At 36.8% G+C, this 24734-nt stretch carries 26 protein-coding genes and 1 riboswitch; of the genes, 11 read left to right on the top strand and 15 right to left on the bottom strand.

Annotation, left to right across the window (positions count from 1 at the left end):
* Nucleotides 1-25 precede the first annotated feature (25 nt).
* Nucleotides 26-334, bottom strand: coding sequence for a hypothetical protein (locus ABMA70_RS01595; RefSeq protein ID WP_392991940.1), 309 nt, complete (start codon nt 332-334; stop codon nt 26-28).
* Between the two features lie 197 nt (nt 335-531).
* Here ABMA70_RS01595 and ABMA70_RS01590 point away from each other — a divergent pair, with 197 nt between their 5' ends.
* Complete coding sequence (locus ABMA70_RS01590; protein ID WP_392991941.1) at nt 532-870, top strand: hypothetical protein; 339 nt, start codon at nt 532-534, stop codon at nt 868-870.
* A gap of 33 nt (nt 871-903) precedes the next feature.
* On the opposite strand, the gene ABMA70_RS01585 is transcribed toward ABMA70_RS01590, so the two are convergent.
* Nucleotides 904-1629, bottom strand: coding sequence for a hypothetical protein (locus tag ABMA70_RS01585; RefSeq protein WP_392991943.1), 726 nt, complete (start codon nt 1627-1629; stop codon nt 904-906).
* Nucleotides 1630-1786: 157 nt separating this feature from the next.
* On the opposite strand from ABMA70_RS01585, the gene ABMA70_RS01580 reads away from it, so the two are divergent.
* Nucleotides 1787-2221, top strand: coding sequence for a thioredoxin family protein (locus ABMA70_RS01580; RefSeq protein WP_392991945.1), 435 nt, complete (start codon nt 1787-1789; stop codon nt 2219-2221).
* Nucleotides 2222-2232: 11 nt separating this feature from the next.
* Here ABMA70_RS01580 and ABMA70_RS01575 read toward each other — a convergent pair whose 3' ends face one another.
* Nucleotides 2233-3102, bottom strand: a complete 870-nt coding sequence (locus ABMA70_RS01575) for a hypothetical protein (protein WP_392991947.1) — start codon at nt 3100-3102, stop codon at nt 2233-2235.
* Complete coding sequence (locus ABMA70_RS01570) at nt 3102-3695, bottom strand: LemA family protein (RefSeq protein ID WP_392991949.1); 594 nt, start codon at nt 3693-3695, stop codon at nt 3102-3104. The genes ABMA70_RS01575 and ABMA70_RS01570 overlap by 1 nt, the downstream gene beginning before the upstream one ends.
* Nucleotides 3696-4052: 357 nt before the next feature.
* Between ABMA70_RS01570 and ABMA70_RS01565 the strand changes: the two genes are divergently transcribed.
* Nucleotides 4053-4475 (top strand): hypothetical protein, encoded by a 423-nt coding sequence (locus ABMA70_RS01565; RefSeq protein WP_393022096.1) that lies wholly within the window; start codon nt 4053-4055, stop codon nt 4473-4475.
* On the opposite strand, the gene ABMA70_RS01560 is transcribed toward ABMA70_RS01565, so the two are convergent.
* Nucleotides 4464-5348, bottom strand: a complete 885-nt coding sequence (locus tag ABMA70_RS01560; protein ID WP_103217230.1) for a LysR family transcriptional regulator — start codon at nt 5346-5348, stop codon at nt 4464-4466. The genes ABMA70_RS01565 and ABMA70_RS01560 overlap by 12 nt on opposite strands.
* Before the next feature lie 157 nt (nt 5349-5505).
* On the opposite strand from ABMA70_RS01560, the gene ABMA70_RS01555 reads away from it, so the two are divergent.
* The 3 genes from ABMA70_RS01555 to ABMA70_RS01545 all read left to right on the top strand — a co-directional run bounded on the left by ABMA70_RS01555 (nt 5506) and on the right by ABMA70_RS01545 (nt 7972).
* The gene (locus tag ABMA70_RS01555) at nt 5506-6300 is read left to right on the top strand and encodes a hypothetical protein (RefSeq protein ID WP_392991953.1); all 795 of its coding nucleotides are present in this window, start codon (nt 5506-5508) and stop codon (nt 6298-6300) included.
* Nucleotides 6273-7160: a CPBP family intramembrane glutamic endopeptidase gene (locus ABMA70_RS01550; RefSeq protein ID WP_393022093.1), complete on the top strand. Its 888-nt coding sequence runs from the start codon at nt 6273-6275 to the stop codon at nt 7158-7160. Before ABMA70_RS01555 ends, ABMA70_RS01550 begins: the two co-directional genes overlap by 28 nt.
* A 173-nt stretch (nt 7161-7333) precedes the next feature.
* A complete protein-coding gene (locus ABMA70_RS01545) occupies nt 7334-7972 on the top strand; it encodes an HNH endonuclease signature motif containing protein (protein ID WP_392991956.1) in 639 nt (212 codons plus the stop codon).
* Nucleotides 7973-8196: 224 nt separating this feature from the next.
* Here the strand turns inward: ABMA70_RS01545 and ABMA70_RS01540 are convergent, their stop codons facing one another.
* The 3 genes from ABMA70_RS01540 to ABMA70_RS01530 form a co-directional block, all read right to left on the bottom strand.
* Entirely contained in the window at nt 8197-8760 is a 564-nt protein-coding gene (locus ABMA70_RS01540; RefSeq protein ID WP_392991958.1) for a hypothetical protein, read from the bottom strand.
* Nucleotides 8761-8836: 76 nt separating this feature from the next.
* Nucleotides 8837-9340 (bottom strand): hypothetical protein, encoded by a 504-nt coding sequence (locus ABMA70_RS01535; protein ID WP_103217226.1) that lies wholly within the window; start codon nt 9338-9340, stop codon nt 8837-8839.
* Nucleotides 9341-9418: 78 nt separating this feature from the next.
* The gene (locus ABMA70_RS01530; protein ID WP_392991960.1) at nt 9419-10378 is read right to left on the bottom strand and encodes a hypothetical protein; all 960 of its coding nucleotides are present in this window, start codon (nt 10376-10378) and stop codon (nt 9419-9421) included.
* Nucleotides 10379-10603: 225 nt separating this feature from the next.
* Between ABMA70_RS01530 and ABMA70_RS01525 the strand changes: the two genes are divergently transcribed.
* Together ABMA70_RS01525 and ABMA70_RS01520 are read left to right on the top strand one after the other, a co-directional pair.
* Nucleotides 10604-11728, top strand: coding sequence for a DegT/DnrJ/EryC1/StrS family aminotransferase (locus ABMA70_RS01525; RefSeq protein WP_392991962.1), 1125 nt, complete (start codon nt 10604-10606; stop codon nt 11726-11728).
* Nucleotides 11683-12516, top strand: coding sequence for a MipA/OmpV family protein (locus ABMA70_RS01520; protein WP_158246817.1), 834 nt, complete (start codon nt 11683-11685; stop codon nt 12514-12516). The genes ABMA70_RS01525 and ABMA70_RS01520 overlap by 46 nt, the downstream gene beginning before the upstream one ends.
* A gap of 13 nt (nt 12517-12529) precedes the next feature.
* Here the strand turns inward: ABMA70_RS01520 and ABMA70_RS01515 are convergent, their stop codons facing one another.
* Both ABMA70_RS01515 and ABMA70_RS01510 read right to left on the bottom strand, forming a co-directional pair.
* A complete protein-coding gene (locus ABMA70_RS01515) occupies nt 12530-15862 on the bottom strand; it encodes a hypothetical protein (RefSeq protein WP_393022090.1) in 3333 nt (1110 codons plus the stop codon).
* Between the two features lie 134 nt (nt 15863-15996).
* Entirely contained in the window at nt 15997-16248 is a 252-nt protein-coding gene (locus ABMA70_RS01510) for a hypothetical protein (protein WP_392991965.1), read from the bottom strand.
* Between the two features lie 72 nt (nt 16249-16320).
* Here ABMA70_RS01510 and ABMA70_RS01505 point away from each other — a divergent pair, with 72 nt between their 5' ends.
* Nucleotides 16321-17691: a sodium:alanine symporter family protein gene (locus ABMA70_RS01505; RefSeq protein ID WP_103217221.1), complete on the top strand. Its 1371-nt coding sequence runs from the start codon at nt 16321-16323 to the stop codon at nt 17689-17691.
* 10 nt (nt 17692-17701) lie between these two features.
* On the opposite strand, the gene ABMA70_RS01500 is transcribed toward ABMA70_RS01505, so the two are convergent.
* From ABMA70_RS01500 to asd, 5 genes are all read right to left on the bottom strand, one after another.
* Nucleotides 17702-18508, bottom strand: coding sequence for a hypothetical protein (locus ABMA70_RS01500; RefSeq protein ID WP_392991967.1), 807 nt, complete (start codon nt 18506-18508; stop codon nt 17702-17704).
* A 77-nt stretch (nt 18509-18585) separates the two neighbouring features.
* A complete protein-coding gene (locus ABMA70_RS01495; RefSeq protein WP_392991969.1) occupies nt 18586-18762 on the bottom strand; it encodes a hypothetical protein in 177 nt (58 codons plus the stop codon).
* An 8-nt stretch (nt 18763-18770) separates the two neighbouring features.
* The gene (locus ABMA70_RS01490) at nt 18771-20333 is read right to left on the bottom strand and encodes a DUF1254 domain-containing protein (protein WP_103217219.1); all 1563 of its coding nucleotides are present in this window, start codon (nt 20331-20333) and stop codon (nt 18771-18773) included.
* A 91-nt stretch (nt 20334-20424) separates the two neighbouring features.
* Nucleotides 20425-21168 (bottom strand): phytanoyl-CoA dioxygenase family protein, encoded by a 744-nt coding sequence (locus tag ABMA70_RS01485; protein WP_103217218.1) that lies wholly within the window; start codon nt 21166-21168, stop codon nt 20425-20427.
* A 7-nt stretch (nt 21169-21175) separates the two neighbouring features.
* Entirely contained in the window at nt 21176-22273 is a 1098-nt protein-coding gene (asd, locus tag ABMA70_RS01480) for an aspartate-semialdehyde dehydrogenase (protein WP_392991971.1), read from the bottom strand.
* Nucleotides 22274-22363: 90 nt separating this feature from the next.
* Nucleotides 22364-22576, top strand: a riboswitch (Lysine riboswitch).
* A 105-nt stretch (nt 22577-22681) separates the two neighbouring features.
* Here asd and lysC point away from each other — a divergent pair.
* Both lysC and ABMA70_RS01470 read left to right on the top strand, forming a co-directional pair.
* Nucleotides 22682-24052, top strand: a complete 1371-nt coding sequence (gene lysC / locus ABMA70_RS01475; RefSeq protein ID WP_103217216.1) for a lysine-sensitive aspartokinase 3 — start codon at nt 22682-22684, stop codon at nt 24050-24052.
* Nucleotides 24052-24732 carry a 4-hydroxy-tetrahydrodipicolinate reductase gene (locus tag ABMA70_RS01470; RefSeq protein WP_392991972.1) on the top strand — a complete coding sequence of 227 codons (681 nt, stop codon included), beginning with the start codon at nt 24052-24054 and terminating at the stop codon, nt 24730-24732. Before lysC ends, ABMA70_RS01470 begins: the two co-directional genes overlap by 1 nt.
* Nucleotides 24733-24734 lie beyond the last annotated feature (2 nt).

Here is a 24734-nt window from a genome sequence, read left to right as displayed (position 1 = left end):
CTATTAAAAGAATAAAAGGGGCGCCCTAGAGTAAAAACTTACCGATCAAGACTTGTCCGTAAACCTGGCCATTAATTCGAAGTTGTTGAATCTGAAGGCTGATGGTTTCAGTGTTACTGATATACTTTTCTTGATTTTGTTTTTGGGCTTTATTTGTCAGTTGAAATTCCTGCTTTAGCTGAATGACTCTATTATTAATAAGGCGACATTCATCACTAGTAAGTGAAACATCTTCGACATAGTCGAAGCTAAAGTTTTCTACACTTATTTCACATGCGTAAAGAGCTTGCTGAATAAATAGTGAAATAAAAATTAGTAATAGTAATTGTCTCATAAATCTTGTGTAATTGTGTTGTTCTAATTCTCTATAGTTAGTTGAACTATGTAAAGAGTAAGCAAGGGTACAAATCACAAAATAATAAATTCGTATGCTTACCAAGTAATTCTCGAATAATTCTTAAGGTGTTGAAATCGTTCACTAATTGGTGACTTTACACCGATATAAAACAAAAGAATTCAATAGGGAGAGTTATGAAAAAGATCGTTCTATTTTTTCTGCTTACAAGCTGTGCAAATATGTCGACTGAACCAGAGCATGTAAAAGCAAGTTATGTTTCACCACAAAAATACGCAAACTTTGATTGCAAGATGCTTGTAAGTGAGTATGGCGGATTAAAGCAGCATGAGAAGGTTCTTGTTGATGCTCAACGAAGAAGGGTTGATGATAGCTATAGCCAGGCACTCATGTTTGGAGGCATAGGAAAAGGCGATGGCGTTGAAGCCTTTGAACTTGCTAGTGTTAGAGGTCAGATTATAGCCGTTAAAAAGAATTATGAAAGTAAGAACTGTATGAAGGTTTCTTCGAAATAAAAAAGGGCCACGTCAGTGGCCATATTTCATTTATTAGATAACCGGCTTAAACCTTACCTCATCAAGAACTTTGTTTAACTCTCCAGTAATGAAATCTTGGTTTAGTGTACTTTCAAAAAGGATGTAATCCTTAGGTTTAAATTCAACTTTATTGTTAATCTTAACTTCTTTCGTCTCCACAGCGCCGCCTTCGTATGACATCTTCTTCACTTTAAAAGCGAAATCGAGTGAAAGAATATTATCAATACAAGACATTCCAAGATTCATGGTCTGAATACTTGTCCAGTCTTTTATATCTGGTGGAGTGATTTTTGCTTGAATCATTCCGGCCTTATTTTTAAGGGGCTTAAATTTGAATTTAAGAAAATTTTCAAAGATTTCAATGAAGCTCAAAATATTCTTATTTGGAAGGATATCAAGTTGAAGATGCCCACACTCAAATGGTGTATCAATATCTCCACAGATAACATAAAGGGAAGTGGCCTTCTCAGTAATAAGGCAGTTTTCAGCTAGTTTAAAACTAAAGCTTGTCTGCTCACCGCTTGCTTCAACTGTTTCAATAACTTTAAATGCCGCTTCGTCCTTGGCCTTAAACTTCTTTATATTCACTTCACACAGGTGAATGCCTATTTTTGATAGATCGGCTTCACCATGGGCCTTAATCGTAAGATATCCGTTTATCTGCTCGCCCTGGGGCCAGCTCTCGCCAGCAAGCTCTAAATTCAACTCTAATGGTTTTAAGAAGAAAGTCCCTCTCATAATATATGCCTTTTCTTTATGTAGGTTAAAAATACTATTCTACTGTAAATAAAAGGTAGACGCCACCTGAATACAAATTGTTATATCCAATTAAGTTTGTTGTAAATTTTAATGTGAATGGTTATAGTAAGATTGAATTTATCAGGGTGGTGCTTTTATGAATATAAAAAGAATAAATAATGAAAACTTTGAATCTGTTGTATCTAGTGAAAGAGGCGTTTTCGTTATCAAGTTTTATTCTGACACTTGTGGCCCATGTAAAACAATGGCACCTGTCTTTGATGCCTTAAATGAGAATAATCCAGACGTGAATGTATATGAAGTAAATACCATGGAGAGTCCTGAGATTGCGGATCACTTTGGTGTTCGTGGAGTTCCATACACGGCCATTTGTGAAAACCGAGAAGTTCTTTATGACTTCACAGGAATTACACCTCTAGGGGAAATTCAATACGTGATAAACAATATCAACGACTCACACTTTCGTTTAACAGGTGAGTTTAAGGCACCGGAGACAAAGAAGAACTACTTCTTTGAAGCAATCGTCATTAGTTTGCTAGCAGTCTTTGCTCTGGCCATCTTTTTTGTGTAAAACAGTTGTTCTTATGAAAAGAGGATATAAATACCAACGATTATGCAAGCAATAGCGCCAATATTTTTCAAGTAAAAACTACGGTTGACCCTTTTGGCAAAATTCTCTTCTTGATCTTTTGCTACAATAACATAACCGATGTCAAATACTTGATTACCGCCTTTTGCTTTAGTTAGTAATATAGTACTCTCTTTTATTTGTTCCTGTAGGTATTCTTCCGATATGTCATTAATTAGATTTCGATACTCAAAAAGCTTGGGGTTGTCAGATGATGGCCAAACTTTTGTACAAAGTAGTGAATGCTCAGCATATGGTAAGTTGTAACTAGTGGGAGGTTGACATGAACCAATCGCATAAACCTTTTGTCCACTTAGAAAGACAACTTCTTTGAAGTAGAGATTTTTTGTATTAATAAGATTCAAATTATCAAGATGGTCTACAATCCTTTGCCTTTCACATAATTCTAGATTTCCGCTTTTAACAAAAACATGGTCGGTATTGATATGTTTAAGCCCATTACTTCTGTATAGATCAATTAGGGCGAGATCTTCTTCCCCCTCATTCTTTATCTGTAAAAATGCACTAGAGCTTATGTGTGCTCTTTCTTTCCAATGTCCGTATCTTCCATATGAAATATATTCTTCAACTATTATGTAATATGCTACGCACTCGATGCCATTTATGGGTGAAATTAATGAATTTTGTCCATATACTTTACCTTGGATTTCAACGTTTTCACCGATCGCTGCTGATCGAATTTTCGAGGTAGGGATACTTTTAATTTTTAAATATTCATTAAAGCTTTTTAAAGAATCATATATTAGCTTTCCTCCCATCATGAATGCTATCAGAGAGGTCGAATACTTATCTGGTTTTGACATTAAGCATTCCTTTTAAGTGTATCAATCTTTAGTTCTGGATAAGCCTTTTCTTCTTCACTGACTTTAAAAAGAACCTCTTCTTTGTAGCCTAGTATTGGCGTGAAGAATACATAAGGAATTTGCTCAATTCGTGTATTATATATAGTTACAGAACTATTGTAGTATTCACGTCTGTCTGCAAGTGTATCTTCAAGTTTTGAGATTTTGTTTTGAATTTGTATGAAATTATTATTTGCTTTAATTTCAGGATAGCCCTCACTCAAGGCCAGAAGGCCTTTTAATGACTTTGAAACCTCTTCAGATGCCTTCATCTTTTCTTTGCGACTATTTTCTGCTCCCACCAACTTCTCTCGAGATTCCATAATCCTGTCTATCATTGCAACTTCATGCTCTATATACTGATTACAAATTTCGATAAGCTTTGGGATCTCATCGTATCGCTGCTTTAAAATGACATCAATATTTGCCCAGGACTTCTTAACCTCTTTAGAAACTTCAATTAGGTTGTTGTAGACAGAGACAGACATGAATAGGAGCAAAAAAACTGTAACAGCAGTAGTTAAATAAAGTGAAATTGTAAGCGATTCGCTCATTATAATCTCCATTGAAAACAATAAAATTTCTTATATCTTATCTCAAATAATGTATTTTTTAAGAGGTGGTTTAAGAAGATAACTCACAATAAATGCGTTAGAAGTATTGGATTTTAAGCGATAGGTGAAATTACGATTAGTTATGGGCCAAAGTTAATGAATCTCTTAATATCCTATAGACAAGTATTGTTAGATAATTATAAATGCTGCGGAATTATATTCCTGTCTGCCTAGCAATAAAGGAAGGCGCTTGATTAGTATTACCTTTATAAACTTTTCATTAAGTTTACTAAGCAACGAGAAGTTTGCTACTTATTGCTTATGAAATCTATCATTTTCACCTTTTTCTCCATTTTTTTGGCCACGCATTCGTTTGCTGCAAATGATTGTGCTGATCTAAGTGACGACTGTGCGTATTACAGCTGTATAGAAAAAGAGCGAGTATGTGGAAAGCGTGGTTATCCCTTGGCCTTTGGTCAAAAATATTGCAATAAATTCGATTCTAGGGTTGAGAAGTTTTCTGTAGACGGTCGGAAATGGATTCAGGATGTTAAGGCCTGCCTAATCTCTGGCATGAATGACATTTCTTCTGAGTCTAGTTGTCGAGAGTTTAAGAAAACTGCCATCTCTCACCACGTTCCTTGTTATCTGAGTGCAGGCTACTGTGAGCTTAGCAAAGAAGATAAGAAGCAGGTTATAAAAATTGTCAGAGCATCGGCCTGGAGACTTGATATCATTCTTGCTGGCTACCAAGTTATTTCAAGCTGTTTAAATGATTGATAATTGCTCTTTTAAGCACTTAATCCACGCCTGTGCATTTCGTGAAAGAAAGTGATTCTTCTTTGTGACAAGCTTAAGAGGGAAGTGAAACGTCCCCTTTGGATATAATCTTTTAAGCTCTTTTGCCTTGGTTTCTTTTTCGACCATAATTGACGGCAGGATTGAAACCCCAAGGCCTTGTAAGACCATTTCTTTGTGTGACGTTAAGCTATTTGATGAGATTGTAATCTTAACGTTCTTATAATCCTTATTCATCTTAGAAATTGTCGGGTATTTTTTCGTTGTCACATCATCAACCTCGCGTGAGCCAATGAATGATCGTATAACGTCCAAATTCTTGTGCTCAGAGGCCTTAATGACTAAATCATAGGGGATAGATGCAACTTCTTCTAGATCAAGTTTGTGGGCGTATTTGGCCATCTCTGGCGTATGAAAGAAGAGACCAAATTCAAACTCTCCATCTTCGATCCTATTAAATAAGTCAGATGAGAAACTTGTAAAACACGCTGGTTGTACTTGCGGATATTCACTAAGGAATTCTTTTAAGATTCGAGGAACAAAGTATGCAGAAATCGGCTCACTAGCACAAAACTTTAAAGGGCCTGAGCATTCAAATTTTCCGTCACTTACGATATTTTCGATATCTTCAACTGTTTTAAAAATAAGGTCACATTTGGCATAGATCTCTTGGCCAATATCAGTGAGAGTCGTCTTCCTCTTTTCACGATTTAAGAGTTTCACACCAAGCTGATCTTCTAATAGGGCCACTGTTTTACTAATCGATGGTTGCTGGACGTAGAGCTTCTTAGATGCCTTTGTGAAGCCTCCGTACTTGGCGACATAGTAGAAATGTTTTAAGTGACCTAATTCCATAAGATTTCCTATTATTCATATTAAGAATGATAATTATGTTTATTATATAATATATCTATATAGCAAGATTGAATTCAGTAATTATTATAGGTCGTATTTATCTAGTTCAATAAAAATAGTATCACTCTCTAAATGTTTATCATTAGGAGAGTGTTTCATGAAAATTATGCAATTTTCTGTAGTTACAATTTCATTACTATTTTCGATGCGTATCGTGGCACAAGACAGTTGTTCAAGTGTAAACGAGGTAACACAGGAACAATTTGATTGCTCAATTGAAATCCTTAAAAACACAGCAAGTAACACGAAACTTTCCCAAGTAAAGGCGCTTAATCTTTGCCGAGAATATTCACTAGATATTGAAAATATAATGTGTGGGGTAGATCTTTCACCACGAGATATTAAAGCGGGTATTGAGTTATGTATAAGCTACACACGCGATCAACTAGAGTGCGGGAAAGACCTGAATAAAAAAGTTTCAAGTTTAAATATCAAAGAAGCTGTAAGCTACTGTGCAAGCGAGAGCCAAAAAGATATAAACTGCTCATTAGATTTATCTGATAATAACTCAATGTGGATACCTAATTCATTTAAGGACAACTTAACGACTTGTAAGAAGTATTCAGGTGAAACAATTGAGTGCGCCGTTGGTACGAGCTCACTTCTTTCGACTTACGGTTTTAATTACAATCTAATGTTATGCCATGAGTATGATTATGAAACAGTGAAGTGTGTCGGAAATATCTCTAATGAATCATCATTTGGAAAACTTATTACTCAATTTTTTGATACTGCAGCTCTTTGTAAATCACAAGGTGAGAAAGTTACCCGCTGTGCAGTTAAATATGCTGAAGATAATTCTTCAGTAACAGATTTAATTAGTACAACAAGATTGAAAGAGAATCTGAAGAAAGGGTTTGTTCAATGCAATATGGTTACTCAGGTTCTATGATTAAAGATAAGAAGCTTTTTAAATTTTTGTTAATTACTTTTATTAGTGGTTTTCTTTGTCAGGGATTATTTCTTTATTACAAGAATAGTTTATTCCTAATTATTGCGATGTGGACTCCTGCGATTGGCCTACTGGGACTTGGTGAAGAAGCTAAAGACGTTATTAAAAATCTAAGAGTTTTTTCTTTTAAATATATGGCACTCACGCCTATCGTTGCACTGACGCCATACATCCTGTCACAGCTAAGTTTTTATATGCTTGATTTAGGGGCATGGAATAGCGAAAGCTTTGTTTTGAGTCCCGATTTTTCCAGAATAGCTGAAGTTAAAAAGATTGGTTTAATGCTAGGGACAGGTGAGCAGTCATATTCATTCCTTGCTTTGAATCTATTTATAACAATTCTAATTGGAACTATTCCAACAACAATTATGGCCACTCTTGGAGAAGAGATTGGATGGAGAGGGTATTTACAAGATACTTTAACTACTAAGTACGGCTTTTTAAAGGGAACGCTTCTCGTTGGATTGATTTGGGCATATTGGCATATTCCTGCAAACCTAGGAGGTGTAAATGGTGCAGAGAACGTTTTTCTGACTACTTTTATTACTTTCCCTTTAATTATTATTTTTATGAGCTTTGCCCTGGGGTGGTTTAAAATAAAGTCTAATTCAATTTGGGTTTGTGCTGTTTTACACGGAATAAACAATACGGTCTCAGGTATTTATCTAATAAGGCCATCTAATCCAAAAACAGGTGAGTACATTGAAATGATATTTAGCATTTTGGTTGGGCTAACATTTATAGTTATAACAATTTTGCAAAATAAGAAGTCAAGCAAACAACATAGGCAAGGCCAATGAGTTCAGTTATAGAGATTCTGTGGTATGGGTTGTTGTATTCAATCTGCTTATTTAGGGTGCGCCCCTAAAGCAAATTTTCAAGGCGAAATATAAACTAAATTATACTCTTAGTTTTTGAATCTCTTAAAAAGCGTTGGTATTCTTTCATTATTCATACAATCAAGAGAGGTGATATGGATGACTCAAAGGACATCCTATACAAAAAACTAACATGCTTATACGAAGAACATAAACTTATGTTTACAGATGAGAAAGACTTCTGTGCTGAAATTTTCAGTGTAGCCGAATATATTCTTAGATTAAGAAAACAAAAGAAAAATTACTCAGCTGCTACTGAAAATTTAAATAATTTAAAAGAAGAAATTTCCTCTAAATATATTGTAAATAGAGATGGGACTATATTTAGTAAAAGAAGGTCTAAGCTCTTGAGCTCGTGGATAACAAGAGCTGGATATGAGCAGTGTTCCCTAAGTCTAACAAATAATCAAAGTAAGACCATGTATGTACATCGACTAGTTGCTTTATTTCATGTAGAAAACTCTGGTTACTTTGATAGTGTAAATCACATTGATGGTAACAGGGCCAATAATTTCTACGAGAATCTAGAATGGGTATCACATAAGCAAAATCATTTAAAAAGAAGTCAGCGAAATTCTGGCGATACTTTTGGAAGTAATTTTTGTACAAAACAAAAAAAGTGGAAGGCTTGTTTACAAATACATGGAGGCTCTTTTAAGAAACAAAAAGACGCAGATAAAAAATATAATGAATTACATAGAATAATTTATGGATATAAAGCATTTAGAGAGTGACTTTTTCAGACGGGCTTAAGTGTTATAGGGGAAAATATTTTATATCATATAATATCAGTTATATGGGGTAAGGCCATATTGTAACTTATAATAATGATTATAACCCCAATTTTTGCTGTGTTCACCTAGGCAATTTTTAGCACAAAAAACGCGACAACTTGGTCGCGTAATTTATTTGAATCTCTTAGAATCCATTTTAGAACGTCACTTTTTTCGTATTATTTCTAGCGACAGTAATTTGTCAGTTGATATAGCTTCTCACATGCTCTGGCCGCTGAGAAACAATCTGACATATCACGTGAGATAAACATCTGTGATCCACATGAAATTTGACCTAGGTCCTCAACAAAGATTTCGTGTGTTTTTTCTTCAACTAATTTGCCTTTGAAATATGCGCTCATTTTTATGATATTTTTACCCGTGTGTAGCACAGGTTTTTTTCGAAGGTTTTTGGCCCATAGATTGACTGAAGTTTTCGTGCGCTGACTAGTCATATCGTAACGGAGAGTTTTCGATTTATTTCGGCCTTTTTCGTCCGTGTATGACACGACGATTTTATCGGCCTCTAAATTTTGCCCCACAATGAAGTCTTCAAATCTTACGGGATATAGATGTCGCGTTTTACATCCAAACGCCTTTACGGCCTGATTTGAGCCGTTGTCGCATTTGATGCCAACACCACCAATTAAAGTCGCAGCTTCATAGGTATTTTGCTGTGTATTTTGAAAATTTAAGCCGTATGAGTAACAGCTAAAAATAGCTGCTAAAATGACCAGGGAAAGTTTCATGAAAAATCCTTCTTTTATAAAACAATAAGTAAGCAAAAATTATTTCATAAAAGAAGGGGATTTTTCAATCACTATTTTAGACACCAATAACGATATCGTCGTCACCAGGTGCTTGTTTTACTTCAAAACATTCAACACGATAGAGATGGTCGTTTGACTCTCCTATTGCTTTTCCATTTTTGGCACGATCAAAGTGTCTCGGACTGTATAGAACACGGGCCGAAATAGGCCATTTTGCATCTAATATATCAATTGCATGATCATCGGTTTCCACAACAGACCATTTGAAATAGCCATTTCCACCAATAATTACATTAGAAAAAAGTGCGCGCCCATTGCCATAATCCATAAGCATTTTTAGGTCTGGGCCTGTGATATTATTGTACTGTTCGTGAAATACTGAATTAATAAGTCTTCCGGCATATGCACGGTATGAGACTGGATTAACAACCTTCTCAAAGATATCCACTTGGCAACGGAATGCAATGTGATTCGTTGTCCCAAAGTCTACGGTTGCTGCGATTGTTGATACTGCTGAAATTAATGTTAATGCAATAGAGATTTTAGTTAAAATCTTCATTTGTCCCCCAACTGTAAATAATATTTAACAATTATTATGCAAATGGGGGCGATCTTAATAGTTAAGAAAACTTAAGATTTACTTATCCGTTGGATTTAGATTTAGGTATAAATTCCCACGAAATAGGGTCATGGCACCACTAAGTGTATCCCCTACTTGATACTTGCAATTAGTACCTACGTAGCGCACGCCTCTAAGTAATAATTCGCTTTCTGACAGCGGGTTTAAGTAACTTCCCATCCATACATCGGGGTATTTCGTACGAATATGACAGCCGAAATCTGTTGCTGTTACTTCGGTAATCTCTGCGACACCTTGGGCCTCTTCATATTCATAGTCGTACTGATATTCATAGCGCTCAGCTTGATAAGACTTAAACCAACAAGTTGGCCTTGGCTGATTTAAAAGGCCTGCCTTTAGCGTGTCCACACGACACTGACTTTGTGGGTAATCATTAAAGATTGTCACTTTTGAGACATGATCTGACTTCGCGTTGATATTACTTCCAGGATAAATGACTGAAGCATCTCTAATGGCACCAAGGCCTCTTAGGCATGATTTATCTTGCTTGCACTCTAAAAGATTCTCAGCGCTAATACCATTTAGCTCAAAGCTATCAGAGTTATTTAAAGCAAAGTATTTCTTTAAACATTCATTAGTAGCAAAGTAATCAGACTGCGCCTCACTTGAATACTTTTGGGTCGGCATAACCTTCGGATAACCACCAATGATATGGCCAACTTCATGACAAGCAACAAGAGCAAAGGCATCTTTTGTTAATTGGTTTTTTCGAACAAACTCTCCGTGAAAGCTAAAGCGCACAGATTCTGAATTTCTCTTGTAACCAACTGACGCATTTAATGTCTTAGATTCCCAGTTAATATCAACTTGGCGCTGATTGCCTTGTGGTAACTTCTGGTCGTAGATACTTAGGACGCTCTCAATGACTTCACGAAACTCACTTTCCGTCGTGATCGCACTAGAGGCCATGATATTAGTTGATATTAGAGAAATAATAGCTAATGAGATTGTTTTCATTTTATTTATATAACAGATAATCTGAACGTAATGAGTGATGTTGAAATCTATATATAGTGGTGTATAGATTTTGTTGATTAAAGTTTGGCCGTAAGGCCTTGAAAATTCAGCTTGAAATCGCCTTTGAAATCCCCTATTTTTGACCCAAATTTAACAATATTCGCTATTCCTAAGTCATATTCTTTCCCCTATAATGTTTGTAATTACTTAAAAATGCGAGGAAATATGTCAGTTAACGGCGTACCATTTATTACATTAAATCGCTTTGAAGACGGGTTTCGTGATGAATTCCTTTCAGGCGTTGAAACACTTTTTGATAACACACAATTTATTGGTGGACCTCAGGTTAATATGCTTGAGGAGAAGCTAGCAGCTAAGACTGGTGCAAAATACGCAGTTGGTTGTGCCAACGGTACAGATGCAATCCAGATTGCTCTAAGAGCAAGTGGCGTTGAAAAAAACGACGTTGTATTAGTTCCAGATATGACTTTCTGGGCGACTTTTGAGGCAGTTGTTAACGTAGGTGCAAACCCTGCAACTGTTGATGTTAGCCGTGAAACTCTACACTGGGATAAAGATACTTTTAAAGAGGCCGTTGAAAAATTCAATCCTAAGGCAGCTATTCTTGTTCACCTATATGGTTGGGCATGTCCAGATACAATGGAAATCAGAAAGATCGCTGAAGATAATGGCGTAATGCTTATTGAAGACGGTGCTCAGTGTTTTGGAACGACAATCAATGGAGAGTCGATTCTAGGAACAGCTAAGATCTCAACGACAAGCTTTTATCCAGCAAAAGTTCTTGGAGCTTCTGGGGATGCAGGTGCAATCTTCTCAAACGATGAAACGCTAATTAACACTTGTAAGACTCTAATTAACCACGGACGTACAAGTCACTATAGCCACGGCCTAATTGGTTGGAACTCAAGAATTGGTGCTTATGAATCACTATTTCTAAACCTATCTCTTGAGCATATCGATGCAAGACTAGATTCAAGACGTAAAGCTGTTGAATACTATCGCAAGAATCTTCAGGGTCTTCCTCTTAAGATTCAAGATGTTCCAGCTCACGTAGGAGAAAATGGATACTGTAGTGTTGCTTTAATTGAGCCAGAGCTTAGAGATGGGCTTTCAGCTGCTTTAAAAGAAGCAAATGTAGGTTTCGGAACAATTTATCCAGGTGCAATGAGCAAGCAAGAAGGTGCTCCTGCCCATAGTGTTGGATCAATTGATCACGGAAATGCTGATTATATTAGTAAAGCAGTTTTAAACCTGCCATGTTTCGCCTATATCACGGAAGAAGAATGCGAGTACGTTTGCCAAGTCGTAAAAAATTATTTTTCAAAATAATCACATTAGGGGCCGTTATTATTTCGGCCCCTGTTTTTTCTAATGGTAGAACCGAGAGGATCAACGAGTTAGAAAGACAAAGAGATAAGAGACCGCCGCCAACAAATCAAGTTGGTTTAGGAACAAGTTTCTCGTCTTCTCTCTATAAAGTTGGGGATCAATTCGATATCCCAGTTGTTCCCTCAATTAACTACAATTATAAGAGATTTTCATTTCGTGGGATTGCAGCAAGCTTTCGCTTATTTCCTCTCACAAGCCTAACTCTTACTCCAGACTTTAACAAAGTCGAAGCCGAAGCTGGTACATATAATGACGGACTTCGTGAGCGAGATCGCTCCCTTGATTTAGGGCTAACCTTTATTCTGCCATCTAAGTGGTTTATGACGAGATTTAGTTATACGCACGATATTAGTGGCCGCTCTGAAGCTAGCAAATACTATGTTTCAGTCTCTAAGGCATTCCCAATTGAGCCTTGGAAGGGTGAAAAGATCGTTCTTATTCCAGGTATCACATACTCTCAGTATAGCGACAATTGGAGTCGCTACTATTTTGGTGTCTCAAGTGCTGAAGCTCGTGCAGATCGTCCTGAATACACTCCAGGGGCCTCTCATCAGCTAAGTGCTAGGCTTATTGTTAATTACCCTATTGGAAAGAAATACGTTTTAAATAGCTTCTATTCGTATACGAAGTATTCCGGAGCGGTAGAAGATAGCCCCTTAACTAAAAGAGGCTATCGCGAAAGTATTTTTCTCGGTCTAAATTATATTCTTGGAGAGTCAACTCGCTAGATTTTTGTGAAATCTAGTCAAGAAACTCAAAGGCCTTCTGTGCAAAGAGTGCATCAGGAAGGATGTAAAGCGTCCAATCCGTAATCTGTGCATTTATGATCTTAAGATTGTTCTCTTTGTAGCGCTTATTATAAAGTCGATAATAAGGCCCAATAAATCTTTCATCAAGCTCAGCTAAAACTCTATGTGCATTATTAGCATATGTGCTAATACCTTTTGGTTGCTTAAGATCACTTACTCTTGTTAAGGCATCTCTTAAAACCTTTGCCGCTGTGGCAATTTGCATAAGCTCTGCTCCAGTTGTTGAGTAATTATCAGCATGAGTCTCTTCTTCATTTAAAACAGAAAGCGCATTGTAGCTATCAATTACTTTAATCAGTCGATGCTTAAGTGAAAGCTTTGTGATGTCACTATTATAGAAAAGACGATCATAAACTTTTAAGAAGTCTGCAGTCGATTTAATCTTACCATCTTTTACTGATTGGGAAATCTCACTTGCTTCCTTCATAATTAAATAAAGCTCATGCTTATCAACTGTCGATGGATTAAAGACCATCTTAAAGTCAAAGTTAATTGTCTCACTTGGATAATCCACACCAATTCCAATCTTGCGTCCCTTAAAGTCCTGGTCTTGGACAAGTAGTAGATCCCATACTGGGCCTGCAAGACGTGGATTAAGCTGTAATAAGATATCTTTTTTAGTCGTAAATACTTTTAAGTAATTATTGAGTGCAAATCCCGCTAGAGTTGCATTACCATTTCTCTCATCTGTAGGGTTTAGCATTGGCCCTGCAATCTTAAGGACTAGCTTTTTAAGGTTAGAGCCTACGATGCCATTTTTAAGGTTAACATCCCCTATCATGGCGTTTAAAACCGATCCGAATAGTCCGGGATTCTTTGCCGTGCGACCAATTGATTCTAATTCAATCTTTAGAAGAGTATTTCCTAAAAAGATTTCATCCTGATTCTTTGCAATTAGATCACTCTTATAGTCTTTTAAAGGCACAGCATGCAGCTTAATTCTTGCACTTATTGATGAGCGATTATTCTCAATAACATAATTCTTGTCTTCGTTGCCAAAGATATTGTTAACAATTCTTGCTCCAAACCAGCGCTTCTTCTTTTCAACTTGATTTAGGGCAATTGATAAGTATAGCTGGTTATCACCTTGTGACCTTACAGTAAGATCCTCAAGGATATTAACACTGCCTTCTTCAAGCTTGGCAAGCTGTGCCTTTGCATCCTTTACTTGAGGAGCAATAGAGGCCGTAAGAATTGAGTTAACCATTGATTCGAATTCTCTAAGATTTATCTTAAATGAGTAATCAGTAGGTCCTTCATTATTAAAATCACCAGAAGTACCTACAAAATTTAAGCTATCTTTCTTTTCTGGACGATTATAAATATTTGATAAGAAGTCTTTTGTTCTTACACCGTGACCAATTGCTAGATCGATATAGGTCTTATCCATTAATTTATCGAAGATTGGCTCTATATTCCAAACTTGTACATTATTTTGAGCATAGAGAATCTTTTCACTTAAAATAGTCGGATCAAGATTGATCTGAAGTCTACCTGTACGGCGATCAATTCCAAGGATATTATTGAAGAACTCAACTAAGTTTTCTTCTGTCATCTCTTCAGGGATCGAATTAAATGGACTTTGAAGATCAAGCTTTTTAACCGCTATGATTTCTTCTTCTGTCTTAACAGTTTGTGCAAGTTGAAAGTTATTTTTGAAGTTTTCAAGTTTTTCGATAAGCTTTCTTTTTACTTCTGCCTCATCAACTACAACTTCATCTTCTTTTGTCGCAAGAGGATCACTAATTAGGTACGTCTTTAAAATATTTGCTGTTGCAAGCTTTGTGAACTCTTCAAGAAAGTATCCTTTGTCAGTTTTAGGAGTAAGAAGAACGCTATTTTTTCCACTACCAAGTGTCGCATCTTTAATATCTAGCTCTAAAACACCCTTATCTCTCATATATGTATATAAAGAAATTTCAAATGGAACAGAGTTACCATAAGTCTTACTATCAAGGCGAATATCTGGATTGTTAAAATCAATTCCTTCACCTTCAAGGCCCATCTCAAATAGCGAGTTTAGCTCAAGATTTACACGTCCTCTTAAGATGATTCCAGGAAGATGTGGAGCTAGCACAACATTCAATTCTTTAAATAGTGGCTCCTTATCAATTAGTTTGAAGTCACGAAAGAAATTTGTGAATTGTGAAACCGCATTTTGTGAGATGCGAGAGCTTACAAAAGGCATCTCTGAGCCTTTACGGCCTCCATTTCGAGTTTCCCAATCAACTGCATGTCTAAGCTTTAAATCAGCAATAGAGACTCTTAAAAACTCGCCTGCTTGCTCAAAGAATTTGATATTTGCCAGTTGTGGCTCATCAATAAAATATAAGTCTTTTAGGCTTAGGGCCTTTCTTGCTTTTGTAATAGACGTTTTTAGAATTTCGTTAATAATCATTCTTTCGCGATCATTCCAATTATAAATTCCTGTCTCTTCTAGGAGTCTTGAGTGCATTTTGGAGAGTCTTAGCTCAGTATCAGCGCTAAAACCATATGTCTTATATTCCGCTTCACGAAGTTTTTTAAGCTCATCAGCAGCAACCTTTCCTCCTTCTTTCATTCCTTTGATATAACTAAGAGAAGGATTTCCAATTCCACCTTCAATTAGAAATGAAGCTCCTTGCTTTGTTCCTTTTAATTTCTTTGGGCCAATATACCAAACTTGAAGATTTTCGAGATCACGGTAACGTGTTAGGCCGGAGAGTTTCATAAAGTTGAAACGCAGACGAACTCGGTTGTCCTTTAAAACGATATCTTCATTATCAAATAAATCTTTAATTGTTTTAGAAAGGTCTTCATCTGAATAATCTGTAGGGGCCTTATCATCGGCCATGAAGTAATTGAGTAAGCTTCGATTTCTTAAAAGCGCCGCAGTTACATTAGTTACTATATGCATACCATTTGTATAATCAACGTCATCTAAGACAAATTTCTCTATTGTTAACTCAACATATTGTCCACGCACATATGGAGGAAAGCCAAGAACAAGAGAGATTGAGTGTTCATTTAAGAGTTTATCGCCGGCCTTATCTTCCATCGATAAAAGCATCGAGTCTGGAATATTTACGGTGGCATCAAGGTGAAAAGTTCTATTGATTGGATCAAGGTCAATCTTGGAGATCTCTTTAAAGCTACCTTTACCATCTCCAACGAGTAAGTCCTGAAGATCATAGCGAAGAAATTTAAGAGGCCATTTAAGTGAAACTAATGCTTCTTCATTACCCCATTCTTCATCGGCGCGAGAATTAATTGGACCACTGTGCATAGGTTTGGCCTGCACTTGTGTCGAAAAAATAGTCACTGTCAAAAGAATAACTAGTAAAAACTTAGATTTTAACACCATATACCTCTCTCAATGATTTCTTAGAGATATATGATGCAACTAGAGTGCCAACTTTATTAATTTAGATCATTAAGAAAATAAGATGGTATTTCACGAATAGGCATCCCTCCTGCAAGGCCTCCTGTGCCAGTACATGAGGGATCTTGTGGACTTTGCTCGCAGCTATTGTGGCGCATACAACCCTTATGCGTATCTTCAATTAGCGACCAAGCAGATCCAAATGTATGGATACCAATAACAGCTTGTTGCTCAATACTATAAATCGCCGATCCTGAGTTTCCTCCAAATACATCGAGGTTGTATTCCATTGTCTGGCCATTTACGTTATTGTGTGGAAAAATTTTAAATAAGTTTTATTACCCGCATTTTAAAGGACCTTTATGAATATTTCTGCATTTCTTGCGCAAACCGTCGATATTGTCTGGGGACTACCTTTGGTAATCTTACTCGTTGGCGGAGGTCTCTATCTTGTGGCCGTTTCACGTTTCAAAATGCTAGCAGGTTTCTTTCACGCCATAAAGCTTATCGTAGGTAAATTTCACCATGAACACGATGATGAGAGTAAGGGGCAAATTTCCCACTTTAAGGCACTAACAAATGCTTTGGCCTCAACTGTTGGAATGGGAAATGTTGCTGGTGTTGCCGTTGCTATTTCGCAAGGTGGCCCAGGTGCTATTTTTTGGATGTGGGTTGGTGCTCTAATTGGGATGAATACAAAATTCTTTGAATGTACTCTTGCGGTTATGTATCGAAAGAATGACCACCATGGAGAAATTCAAGGGGGCCCAATGTATACAATCTTAGAGGCCCTACCTAAGTATATGCACTTCCTAGCTTATTTCTTTGCTGTAGCAGGCTTAATCGGTTCTCTCGGTGTATTCAATACAAATCAAATGGCAACCTTCATCGAATCAAATTACAGTATACCTACATACATTTCTGGTTTTATCACTGCATCCTTGATGGTTTATATTCTCATGGGTGGAGTTAGAAGAATTGGAGAAGCAACTTCAAAAATTGTTCCAACAATGTGTCTTTTATATGTTGGCTGTGCCATTGCTATTATTTTTATGAATCTATCAAGTGTTCTTGATGTTTTTGTTCTTATTTTTAATGAGGCCATTAATGGACGAGCTGCAGTTGGTGGAGCATCTGGACTGGCCGTTGTTCACATTTTTAAGACTGGGATTAAAAGAGCGACTTACTCTAATGAGGCAGGTGTCGGCTCTGCTCCAATGGCCCACGGAAATGCTAAGACAAGTGAGCCCGTTGCGGAAGGTCTTGTTGCGATGATTGGCCCTTTTATTGATACAATCATTGTATGTACGATGACTTCAATTGTAATTCTAAGCTCTCTGACACCACAAGAGCTTCAAGAGTCCAATGGAGTTCTAATGACTCAAATGGCCTTTGTTAAAAACTTTGGAGTTGCAGGATCACATTTACTAGGACTTTCAATCATTCTCTTTTCACTTTCAACAGTAATAGGTGCATCAAACTATTGTGAGAAATGTTGGGATTTTCTTTTTGGGGGTATCCCCATTCTTGGGGCAAGATTAACTTTTGCACTTTTCTATTCATCAACGGTTCTTATGGGAGCGATCTCGGCACCTGATGATATGGTAAATGCGATGGATATTGGTTTTGCTCTAATGGCCATTCCAAATATGGTTGCGACAATTTGGTTGGCACCAAAAGTTAAGCATAAATTAGATGAGTATTTCGCAAAGTATATTGTTAAGAAAGCATAATTCGATACTATTAATTTCTTAAAGAGTGCTGGGTTCCATAAATCTCAGCACACTCTCCAGTTGCCTCAAGTGAACGTACCGTTCTTTCCCATTTGTTTTCATAAGGAATATCTCGACAGTCATTATGATCAACACCATGTCTCATAATTGCTCTTAAGGTACCTTTACAGTTATTTGCTTCAATGAAGAATCCTTTCGAAAAGAATGTATCAATTTCTTCGATAACTTTAATATCGACTTTTGCTTTAATGCGTTTCTCAAGAAAGTCATTAATTTCTTCTAAGCAGATATTGTCATTCTTTAAAGGAATTGTTTCTTTATCAAAACCTAGCTCGACGATTTCTTGATTTAAAGGATCTTGTGGCATTTTTTTAGAAATCTCGTAGCGATCAGAACTCGATAATTCATGATAGCCTCGAATATGATTCCAACCATAGCCCCAAGCATAACCTGTATGAAAAGTCGGGTTCCCACCAATATAGACTGCAACTTGCATCGCCTTGCCAAAAATACTTGAAAATACATCAGATACACAGCTTTTTAAATCTTCATCGGCCTTAATTTTATCCATTAATGGGCCACCCATCCAATAGCTTATATCGTGTTCAATACAGCAATGTTGCCATAATTTAGGAGCATTAAAAGTACCTTGTGGGGAGATCGATGAGCAGCCATCTGTTTGAAATGGCCTTAAATAATTGTCGACATTTCTTTTTGAATAAATTGATCCTTTCACATCAAGAAGTCCATAGTCCTGAGAATATGAATAATTCACACTGAAAATTGAAAAAAGAATGAGAAGTAATAGGAATCGCATAGCTAAAATATAGCAAAAGCATGGCCCTATTTTCATTGTCTTCAAAAAATCTACATAGGTGTCAAAAACTAAGTCAGCTAATTGCGATAGAGACGATGAGGATTTTGTTTTGAGTCATTATCTTTCATTGAAGCTGGAATACGGCTACGATTTTCATGCTCAATATAAAGATATGAAATCATGGCCACCCATAAAATGACGGCCATGACTGAGAGAATTATATTTCGAAATTTGGAAAAATCATTTTTTGCCACATTTTCACCTATTTCATTGAAATTACCTTCGGCTCAATTTGCTCGATCCCTGGAACCTTCCACTTTAAGTCTAAAATCTCTTGAGACGGAATATATAAACGCATAATAACGTAGAAGTTTCCTTTCGGTGTGGCCAGCCAGTTCGCTTTCTTCTTTTCATCTTTTGGAACTTGGTTAGAAAAGTATAGCTCAAAACTACCATCAGAATTCTTTGTTAAATTACTACTATTGTTTAATGAGTAGCGTTTGAGATCATTTTCGATAAGCATTTTACTTACACTATCGTAAACAGTGACAGACCAAAATGCTCCAACCTTTGGCTCACGATCAAAACGAATACGATACATCTTAGAACCGCTTAGCTTATTTCCTTTAGAGTCTACTTCGGCCAAAGGATATAGAGCTTCCTTGGCCCCTTGCCCGCCTAGGTACGGATGAGAGACCATTGATCTTAAAGCATAGTCATCACCAAAATTATCTAGATCAAAGACATAGCTCCATCCATTAATGAATTTTGTATTTGCTGGATTTCTTATTTGCGCAGCAACCACTTGGGGCCCATCATTTAAAGCTTGTATTAGAACATCTTGTACTTGCTGAGAGAGCATCTCTTTTTTAAATCCTTCTTTAGTTAGACCAATTTTCTTAAATTGCCCAAATAATGCCTTCTCCTTTTCACTAACAGGATTAGTTTTTAAATACTCTCCTAATTCTTCAAAAAAACGTAAAGGGTCACTATCACTTCCAACACGTTTTGACAGAGGATAAATGCGGACACGATTTTTCTTACCAAGATATTCATCTAATTCTGTTAGTTTGTATTGGTCTTGGATTTTGTGTACATCATTTAATTCTTTTTCCATATCATCTGACTTCAGTATCTGGGTTCTTCCCCATAACCAAACCTTAGAAGTTGGAGATTCAATAATTGTTAGACCTTCCACTCCTTTTTGCTTCTGGTACATTTCTTTAGAGTTTGGTGGGACGATTAAATACTTTTGAGCACTCGTACCTGTCTGCCTAGTTCCAACATATTTGATAAGGTTGTGCCACATATCGAAAACATCAATAACATAGTATCGATCTTTTACTTCAGGTGTCGATAGGACTATCGCTGATTGATTAAGGTCCAAAATTGCGCTGGAATAAAGAGTGTCTTGATTGGCCGTTGGCATATCAGTATCAGTAGGGCCAGGTAAGCGTCTTGAGTGACCAAATTCATTTAAGGGTGCGCGATAACTTGTCTCAGATTGTTTTTGGACGACATCAGTATATGTACGAGCAATATTCTCCATTCTTACAAGAGTTGATCCCCAGAGGTAAGCATTTAGTCCTAAGGAATAAGCCTCTTTTAATAACGGATCATCTTTAACTGGAACTGATGCAATCGAGCGCTCTGCTTCTGTTGATTGCCCATAATAAATCTTATCAAGTTCTGATCGCGTTAAATGTGTTTGAGAACTCTCAGGTGTATTAGATTGAATAAGATAGGTAACGGTGAAAATCCATGTAATGGCAAGAGTCACCCCTAAGCTAGGAAGAAGATACTTCTTATAACTTGATTTGCTCATAGCTATTTCCTTGTTTTATTGTGTGCTTAGTCACAATATAGCGCAAGGAAAATAGCAATGGACTTAAGAATCGTGAATTAAAGTTAAATATTTAAAGAGTCAAATGTCTGCCGTATCCAGCACCTGGATACTCTCTCTTATTAGCTCCCGGCTGTGCATATCCGTTGATGAGAACTCTTCTTGGTGAATCTGTTTTATTAAGAGATGACGAGTGAAAAGTATACGGGCCAAAGAAGGCAACATCTCCAGCTTTAAGCTGTAAGTCGATAGACGGAAGCTTATCTAGCAATTCGTCGATAATACTTGGATCTTCTTTGTAATTAAGATGACCTTGTAAGTGTGACTTAGGAATAAACTTAAGTGGTCCATTTAAAGAATTCATATCATCAATGGCCATTACAGTTTGTACATAACTTCCTCGCCCATCAACATCTTCCCAGAGTTCAGTGCCGTAGCGACGGTGTTCACTATCTTGATGCCACTTAAACTCTACAATTTGTCCTGGTAACTTGAAGTGGGCCTGATTAATGAGTTGAACCATTTCATTTGATTCTAGAATCTTACTAACAATATTTAAAATTCTTTTATCAGCACCAATATCAAGTAAGTGCTCATCATATCCACCACACCAGACAATGCGATTAAGAGCGCTCTTATCAAAAACAAATTGAGCAAGCTTTAGCATTTGCGTCTCATTGATCGTTTGTGACGCCTCATAAAGGTTATCAAATGAGCGTTTGATGCGTTTTATTTCTTTATAGTCAAAAAGGCCTTCAACAATGCAAAAACCATTTTCATAAAAATCATTAACTAATTTATCAAAATCTAATTCCATATAATTACTATAGCACGATATTAAGCATTCTTCTTAATGGCTCTGCTGCTCCCCAAAGAAGTTGATCACCACTTGTAAAAATATTCAAGTAATCATCACCCATTTTCATCTTACGTACACGTCCTACTGTTGTTTTAAGAGTTCCTGAAACATAGCGTGGATTTAGTTTTTCACGTGTTGCTTCAGGTGTATTTTCAACAAACTCCGTGTATTCAGAAAAGTTTTTAATCATCTCTTCAATCGTTTTAAGATCAACAGACTTATTTAATTTTACAGTTAATGCTTGAGAGTGTGAGCGAAGAGCTCCAACTCTTACACACGTTCCATCTATTGGTATAGGGTTTTGTGTACGACCTAAAATTTTATTTGTTTCACTAAATGCCTTCCATTCTTCACGTGTTTGGCCACCTTCAACAGCGCTATCAATCCAAGGGATTAGATTTAGCGCTAATGGAACACCAAAGCAGTCACTATCAAGCTCATTACTTTTCAAAAGATTTGAGATATCTTGATCAAGTTGTAGAATCGGCCCATCCATCAATGGCGTTGCCATATTTCCGATAACTCCCATCTGTTTTAAAAGTTCTTTCATATGACGAGCACCACCACCAGAAGCCGCTTGATAAGACATTGTACTCATCCACTCAACAAGACCTTCTTGAAAAAGGCTACCAATTCCCATAAGCATTAGACTTACTGTACAGTTACCACCTACGAAATTTTTAATCCCATCATTCAGGGCCTTATCAATAATGTCGCGATTTACTGGATCAAGAATAATTAAAGAATCATCATCCATTCTCTTTGCTGAAGCAGCATCAATCCAAAACCCTGGCCAATTAACTTTTTCAAGCTCTGGGCGCACTTGCTTTGTGTAGTCTCCACCTTGGCAAGAAATGATGATATCCATATCTGCAAGTTCTGAAATATTATTTGCATCTTTCAAAGTATGAGTCGCATTGTAAATAAGTGGACCACTTTGTCCTGCTTGAGAAGTTGAAAAGAAGTACGGATCGATCTTAGCAAAGTCGCCTTCGCTTTCCATTCTCTCTAAAAGAACAGATCCTACCATTCCACGCCAACCAATAATTCCAACTTTTTTCATTTTGATCTCCACAGGCAAAGGCCTTTTCATATAATTACGCCTAAAATTATAAAAGTATAGACATCAATGTGTCTATCCACTACAATTAATTTCAATTGAAGAGGCGCAGTGTTCAGAGCGTGTTGATAAGGATGCACAACTATATTAGTCCGTTATCAGTCAACACAATGGGTTCATTGCCGAAATAAGATCAGAGTGTGCAACTTATCTTATTGGTTACTAAGGGAGAAGCCTTAGGACTGTCATATAGTAAATTTTAATTAACGAAATTAGGATTTAGTTATGTGGAGAGCTTCAAATGCAAATGTTAGCTTATTCTTTTGGCTAGATGTTTTTTTGCATTTCTTTATTCTCCTACATACAATTAACTTAATTTTAAAACTTTAAACGTTTTTACTTTGGAGACTTATGTCAACTCAAACAAATGAAGTTATTGTAGCGAAATTTGGTGGCTCGTCGATGGCAAATCTCGAGGCCATGACTCGTAGTGCTCAAATTAGTGTTAATAAAGGCGCTAATATGGTCGTTGTCTCAGCTGTCTATGGTGTCACAAACCTACTTGTCGAAATTTCTAAAAAGGCACCTGCTGGTGACGAAGAACGAGTTAATGAGCTTATTCATGAAATCGAAGACAAGCACCGCCAAATCCTTCAAGAAATGCAGGCTTCTGAAAGTTTAAAAGATGATGTAACAGTACTTCTATCTGAAGTAACGATGATTGCCAAAGGAATGCTACTGCTAAGAGAGTGTTCGGATCGCGCCTATGATTCACTTGTAAGCCTTGGTGAGCGACTTTCTTCCCTTGTCTTCAGTGAAGTTCTAGCACGCATCAATGAACAGTTAGCATCAAATAAGAAAGTTGAATTATTCGATATCAGACAAGTTCTTGTAACGGATGATAATTTTACAAAGGCAGCTCCGGATATTGAAGCGACAAAAGCTCGTGCTGACCAGTTTCTTGTGAATGCAAAATATGGCGATATTGTCTATGTATCGCAAGGATTCATTGGTGCAACGAGTGATGGGCTTACGACAACTTTAGGTCGTGGTGGTTCTGATTATTCAGCGGCCCTTGTTGCTGAGGCCATGGGTGCTGACACATTACAGATCTGGACAGATGTTGCTGGTATTGCCACAACAGATCCAAGAATAGTGAAAGAAGCAAAGCTTCTTAATGAAATAACGTTTTCTGAAGCGGCCGAGTTGGCAACTTTTGGTGCAAAAATACTTCATCCAACGACCTTAACTCCGGCATTACGTGCTGGGATTAAGGTCTTTGTTGGATCAAGCTATGAGCCAAATGAGCCTGGAACGTGGATTAAGAATGATACTGAGTCAGCGCCACTAATTCGTGCGATGGCGCTAAGACGTGAACAAAGCCTTGTCACATTATCCACACCTAAAATGCTTCAAGCACACGGATTTCTATTTGAAATTTTTAAGATCTTTAATGAATTTAAAGTCAGTATTGATTCCATTACGACATCAGAGATTTCTGTAGCACTGACTTTAGATGATAGTGCTTTATTAAATAAGAAGATTATTGATCGTTTATCTGAGCTTTGTAGCGTAAAAGTGGAAAAGGACTTAACATTAGTAAGTCTAATTGGAAATGAAATCAATCACACACCAAATTTAGCAGCACGAATTTTTAATGCTGTTGAAGGAATTAATGTTCGTATGATTTGCTTGGGTGCAAGTAAGCATAATTTTTGTTTCTTAGTAGGTAAGAATGATGCTGATCAAACGATTCAAAGATTACATAAGGAATTCATTTAATGAAAATTGCACTTTTAGGAAAAGGAAAAACTGGCTCAAAAGTAATTGAGCTTTGTGAATCACCAGAATATTCACATATTCAATTAGAAGTTTTTGATTCAAAAAATCCTTTAAAGAAAGTTGATCTTAATAGATTTGATATAGTTCTCTCTTTTTTGAATGGTGATGTATTTTTAGAGCACTATTTCGAATTATTAAGCGAGTCAGGAATCTGCGTAGTAACTGGTTCTACTGGTTTCACTTGGACTGCGCAATTAATTAGTCAAATTAAGTCACCATGGATTAAAGCAACTAATTTTAGTCTTGGGATGAATCTAGCAAAAGAAATGATCCGTATTGCGGCCAAGGCCCAAGCACTCTTTCCTGCCAGTGATCTAAAATATGAAATCCATGAAGTTCATCATACAAAAAAAATGGACGCTCCAAGTGGCACTGCCCTTTCATGGCAAGAATGGTTAGAAAAAGACTCAACTATTACAAGTGAGCGCATTGGAGATGTTATTGGAATTCATGAAATAAAGATTGATACTCCGAATGAATATATTACAATTAAACACGAAGCTAAGGATCGAAAAATTTTTGCAGCAGGTGCTCTTTGGGCCTGTGAACGCGTAAGTAATCTTGCGCCTGGTTTACACGACTTTAGCGATATTGCATTACAAGTAATTAGAAATAGCTAAGA

Source organism: Halobacteriovorax sp. XZX-3 (assembly GCF_043196495.1).
In the GTDB taxonomy this organism is placed as follows: domain Bacteria; phylum Bdellovibrionota; class Bacteriovoracia; order Bacteriovoracales; family Bacteriovoracaceae; genus Halobacteriovorax_A.
This window is presented reverse-complemented; position numbering and strand designations above follow the sequence as displayed.

Coding starts and splice junctions, on each gene's coding strand:
- ABMA70_RS01595 (WP_392991940.1), bottom strand. CDS start 334: ATGAGACAATTACTATTACTAATTTTTATTTCACTATTTATTCAGCAA.
- ABMA70_RS01590 (WP_392991941.1), top strand. CDS start 532: ATGAAAAAGATCGTTCTATTTTTTCTGCTTACAAGCTGTGCAAATATG.
- ABMA70_RS01585 (WP_392991943.1), bottom strand. CDS start 1,629: ATGAGAGGGACTTTCTTCTTAAAACCATTAGAGTTGAATTTAGAGCTT.
- ABMA70_RS01580 (WP_392991945.1), top strand. CDS start 1,787: ATGAATATAAAAAGAATAAATAATGAAAACTTTGAATCTGTTGTATCT.
- ABMA70_RS01575 (WP_392991947.1), bottom strand. CDS start 3,102: ATGTCAAAACCAGATAAGTATTCGACCTCTCTGATAGCATTCATGATG.
- ABMA70_RS01570 (WP_392991949.1), bottom strand. CDS start 3,695: ATGAGCGAATCGCTTACAATTTCACTTTATTTAACTACTGCTGTTACA.
- ABMA70_RS01560 (WP_103217230.1), bottom strand. CDS start 5,348: ATGGAATTAGGTCACTTAAAACATTTCTACTATGTCGCCAAGTACGGA.
- ABMA70_RS01555 (WP_392991953.1), top strand. CDS start 5,506: ATGAAAATTATGCAATTTTCTGTAGTTACAATTTCATTACTATTTTCG.
- ABMA70_RS01550 (WP_393022093.1), top strand. CDS start 6,273: ATGCAATATGGTTACTCAGGTTCTATGATTAAAGATAAGAAGCTTTTT.
- ABMA70_RS01545 (WP_392991956.1), top strand. CDS start 7,334: ATGGATGACTCAAAGGACATCCTATACAAAAAACTAACATGCTTATAC.
- ABMA70_RS01540 (WP_392991958.1), bottom strand. CDS start 8,760: ATGAAACTTTCCCTGGTCATTTTAGCAGCTATTTTTAGCTGTTACTCA.
- ABMA70_RS01535 (WP_103217226.1), bottom strand. CDS start 9,340: ATGAAGATTTTAACTAAAATCTCTATTGCATTAACATTAATTTCAGCA.
- ABMA70_RS01530 (WP_392991960.1), bottom strand. CDS start 10,378: ATGAAAACAATCTCATTAGCTATTATTTCTCTAATATCAACTAATATC.
- ABMA70_RS01525 (WP_392991962.1), top strand. CDS start 10,604: ATGTCAGTTAACGGCGTACCATTTATTACATTAAATCGCTTTGAAGAC.
- ABMA70_RS01520 (WP_158246817.1), top strand. CDS start 11,683: ATGCGAGTACGTTTGCCAAGTCGTAAAAAATTATTTTTCAAAATAATC.
- ABMA70_RS01515 (WP_393022090.1), bottom strand. CDS start 15,862: ATGCACAGTGGTCCAATTAATTCTCGCGCCGATGAAGAATGGGGTAAT.
- ABMA70_RS01510 (WP_392991965.1), bottom strand. CDS start 16,248: ATGGAATACAACCTCGATGTATTTGGAGGAAACTCAGGATCGGCGATT.
- ABMA70_RS01505 (WP_103217221.1), top strand. CDS start 16,321: ATGAATATTTCTGCATTTCTTGCGCAAACCGTCGATATTGTCTGGGGA.
- ABMA70_RS01500 (WP_392991967.1), bottom strand. CDS start 18,508: ATGCGATTCCTATTACTTCTCATTCTTTTTTCAATTTTCAGTGTGAAT.
- ABMA70_RS01490 (WP_103217219.1), bottom strand. CDS start 20,333: ATGAGCAAATCAAGTTATAAGAAGTATCTTCTTCCTAGCTTAGGGGTG.
- ABMA70_RS01485 (WP_103217218.1), bottom strand. CDS start 21,168: ATGGAATTAGATTTTGATAAATTAGTTAATGATTTTTATGAAAATGGT.
- asd (WP_392991971.1), bottom strand. CDS start 22,273: ATGAAAAAAGTTGGAATTATTGGTTGGCGTGGAATGGTAGGATCTGTT.
- lysC (WP_103217216.1), top strand. CDS start 22,682: ATGTCAACTCAAACAAATGAAGTTATTGTAGCGAAATTTGGTGGCTCG.
- ABMA70_RS01470 (WP_392991972.1), top strand. CDS start 24,052: ATGAAAATTGCACTTTTAGGAAAAGGAAAAACTGGCTCAAAAGTAATT.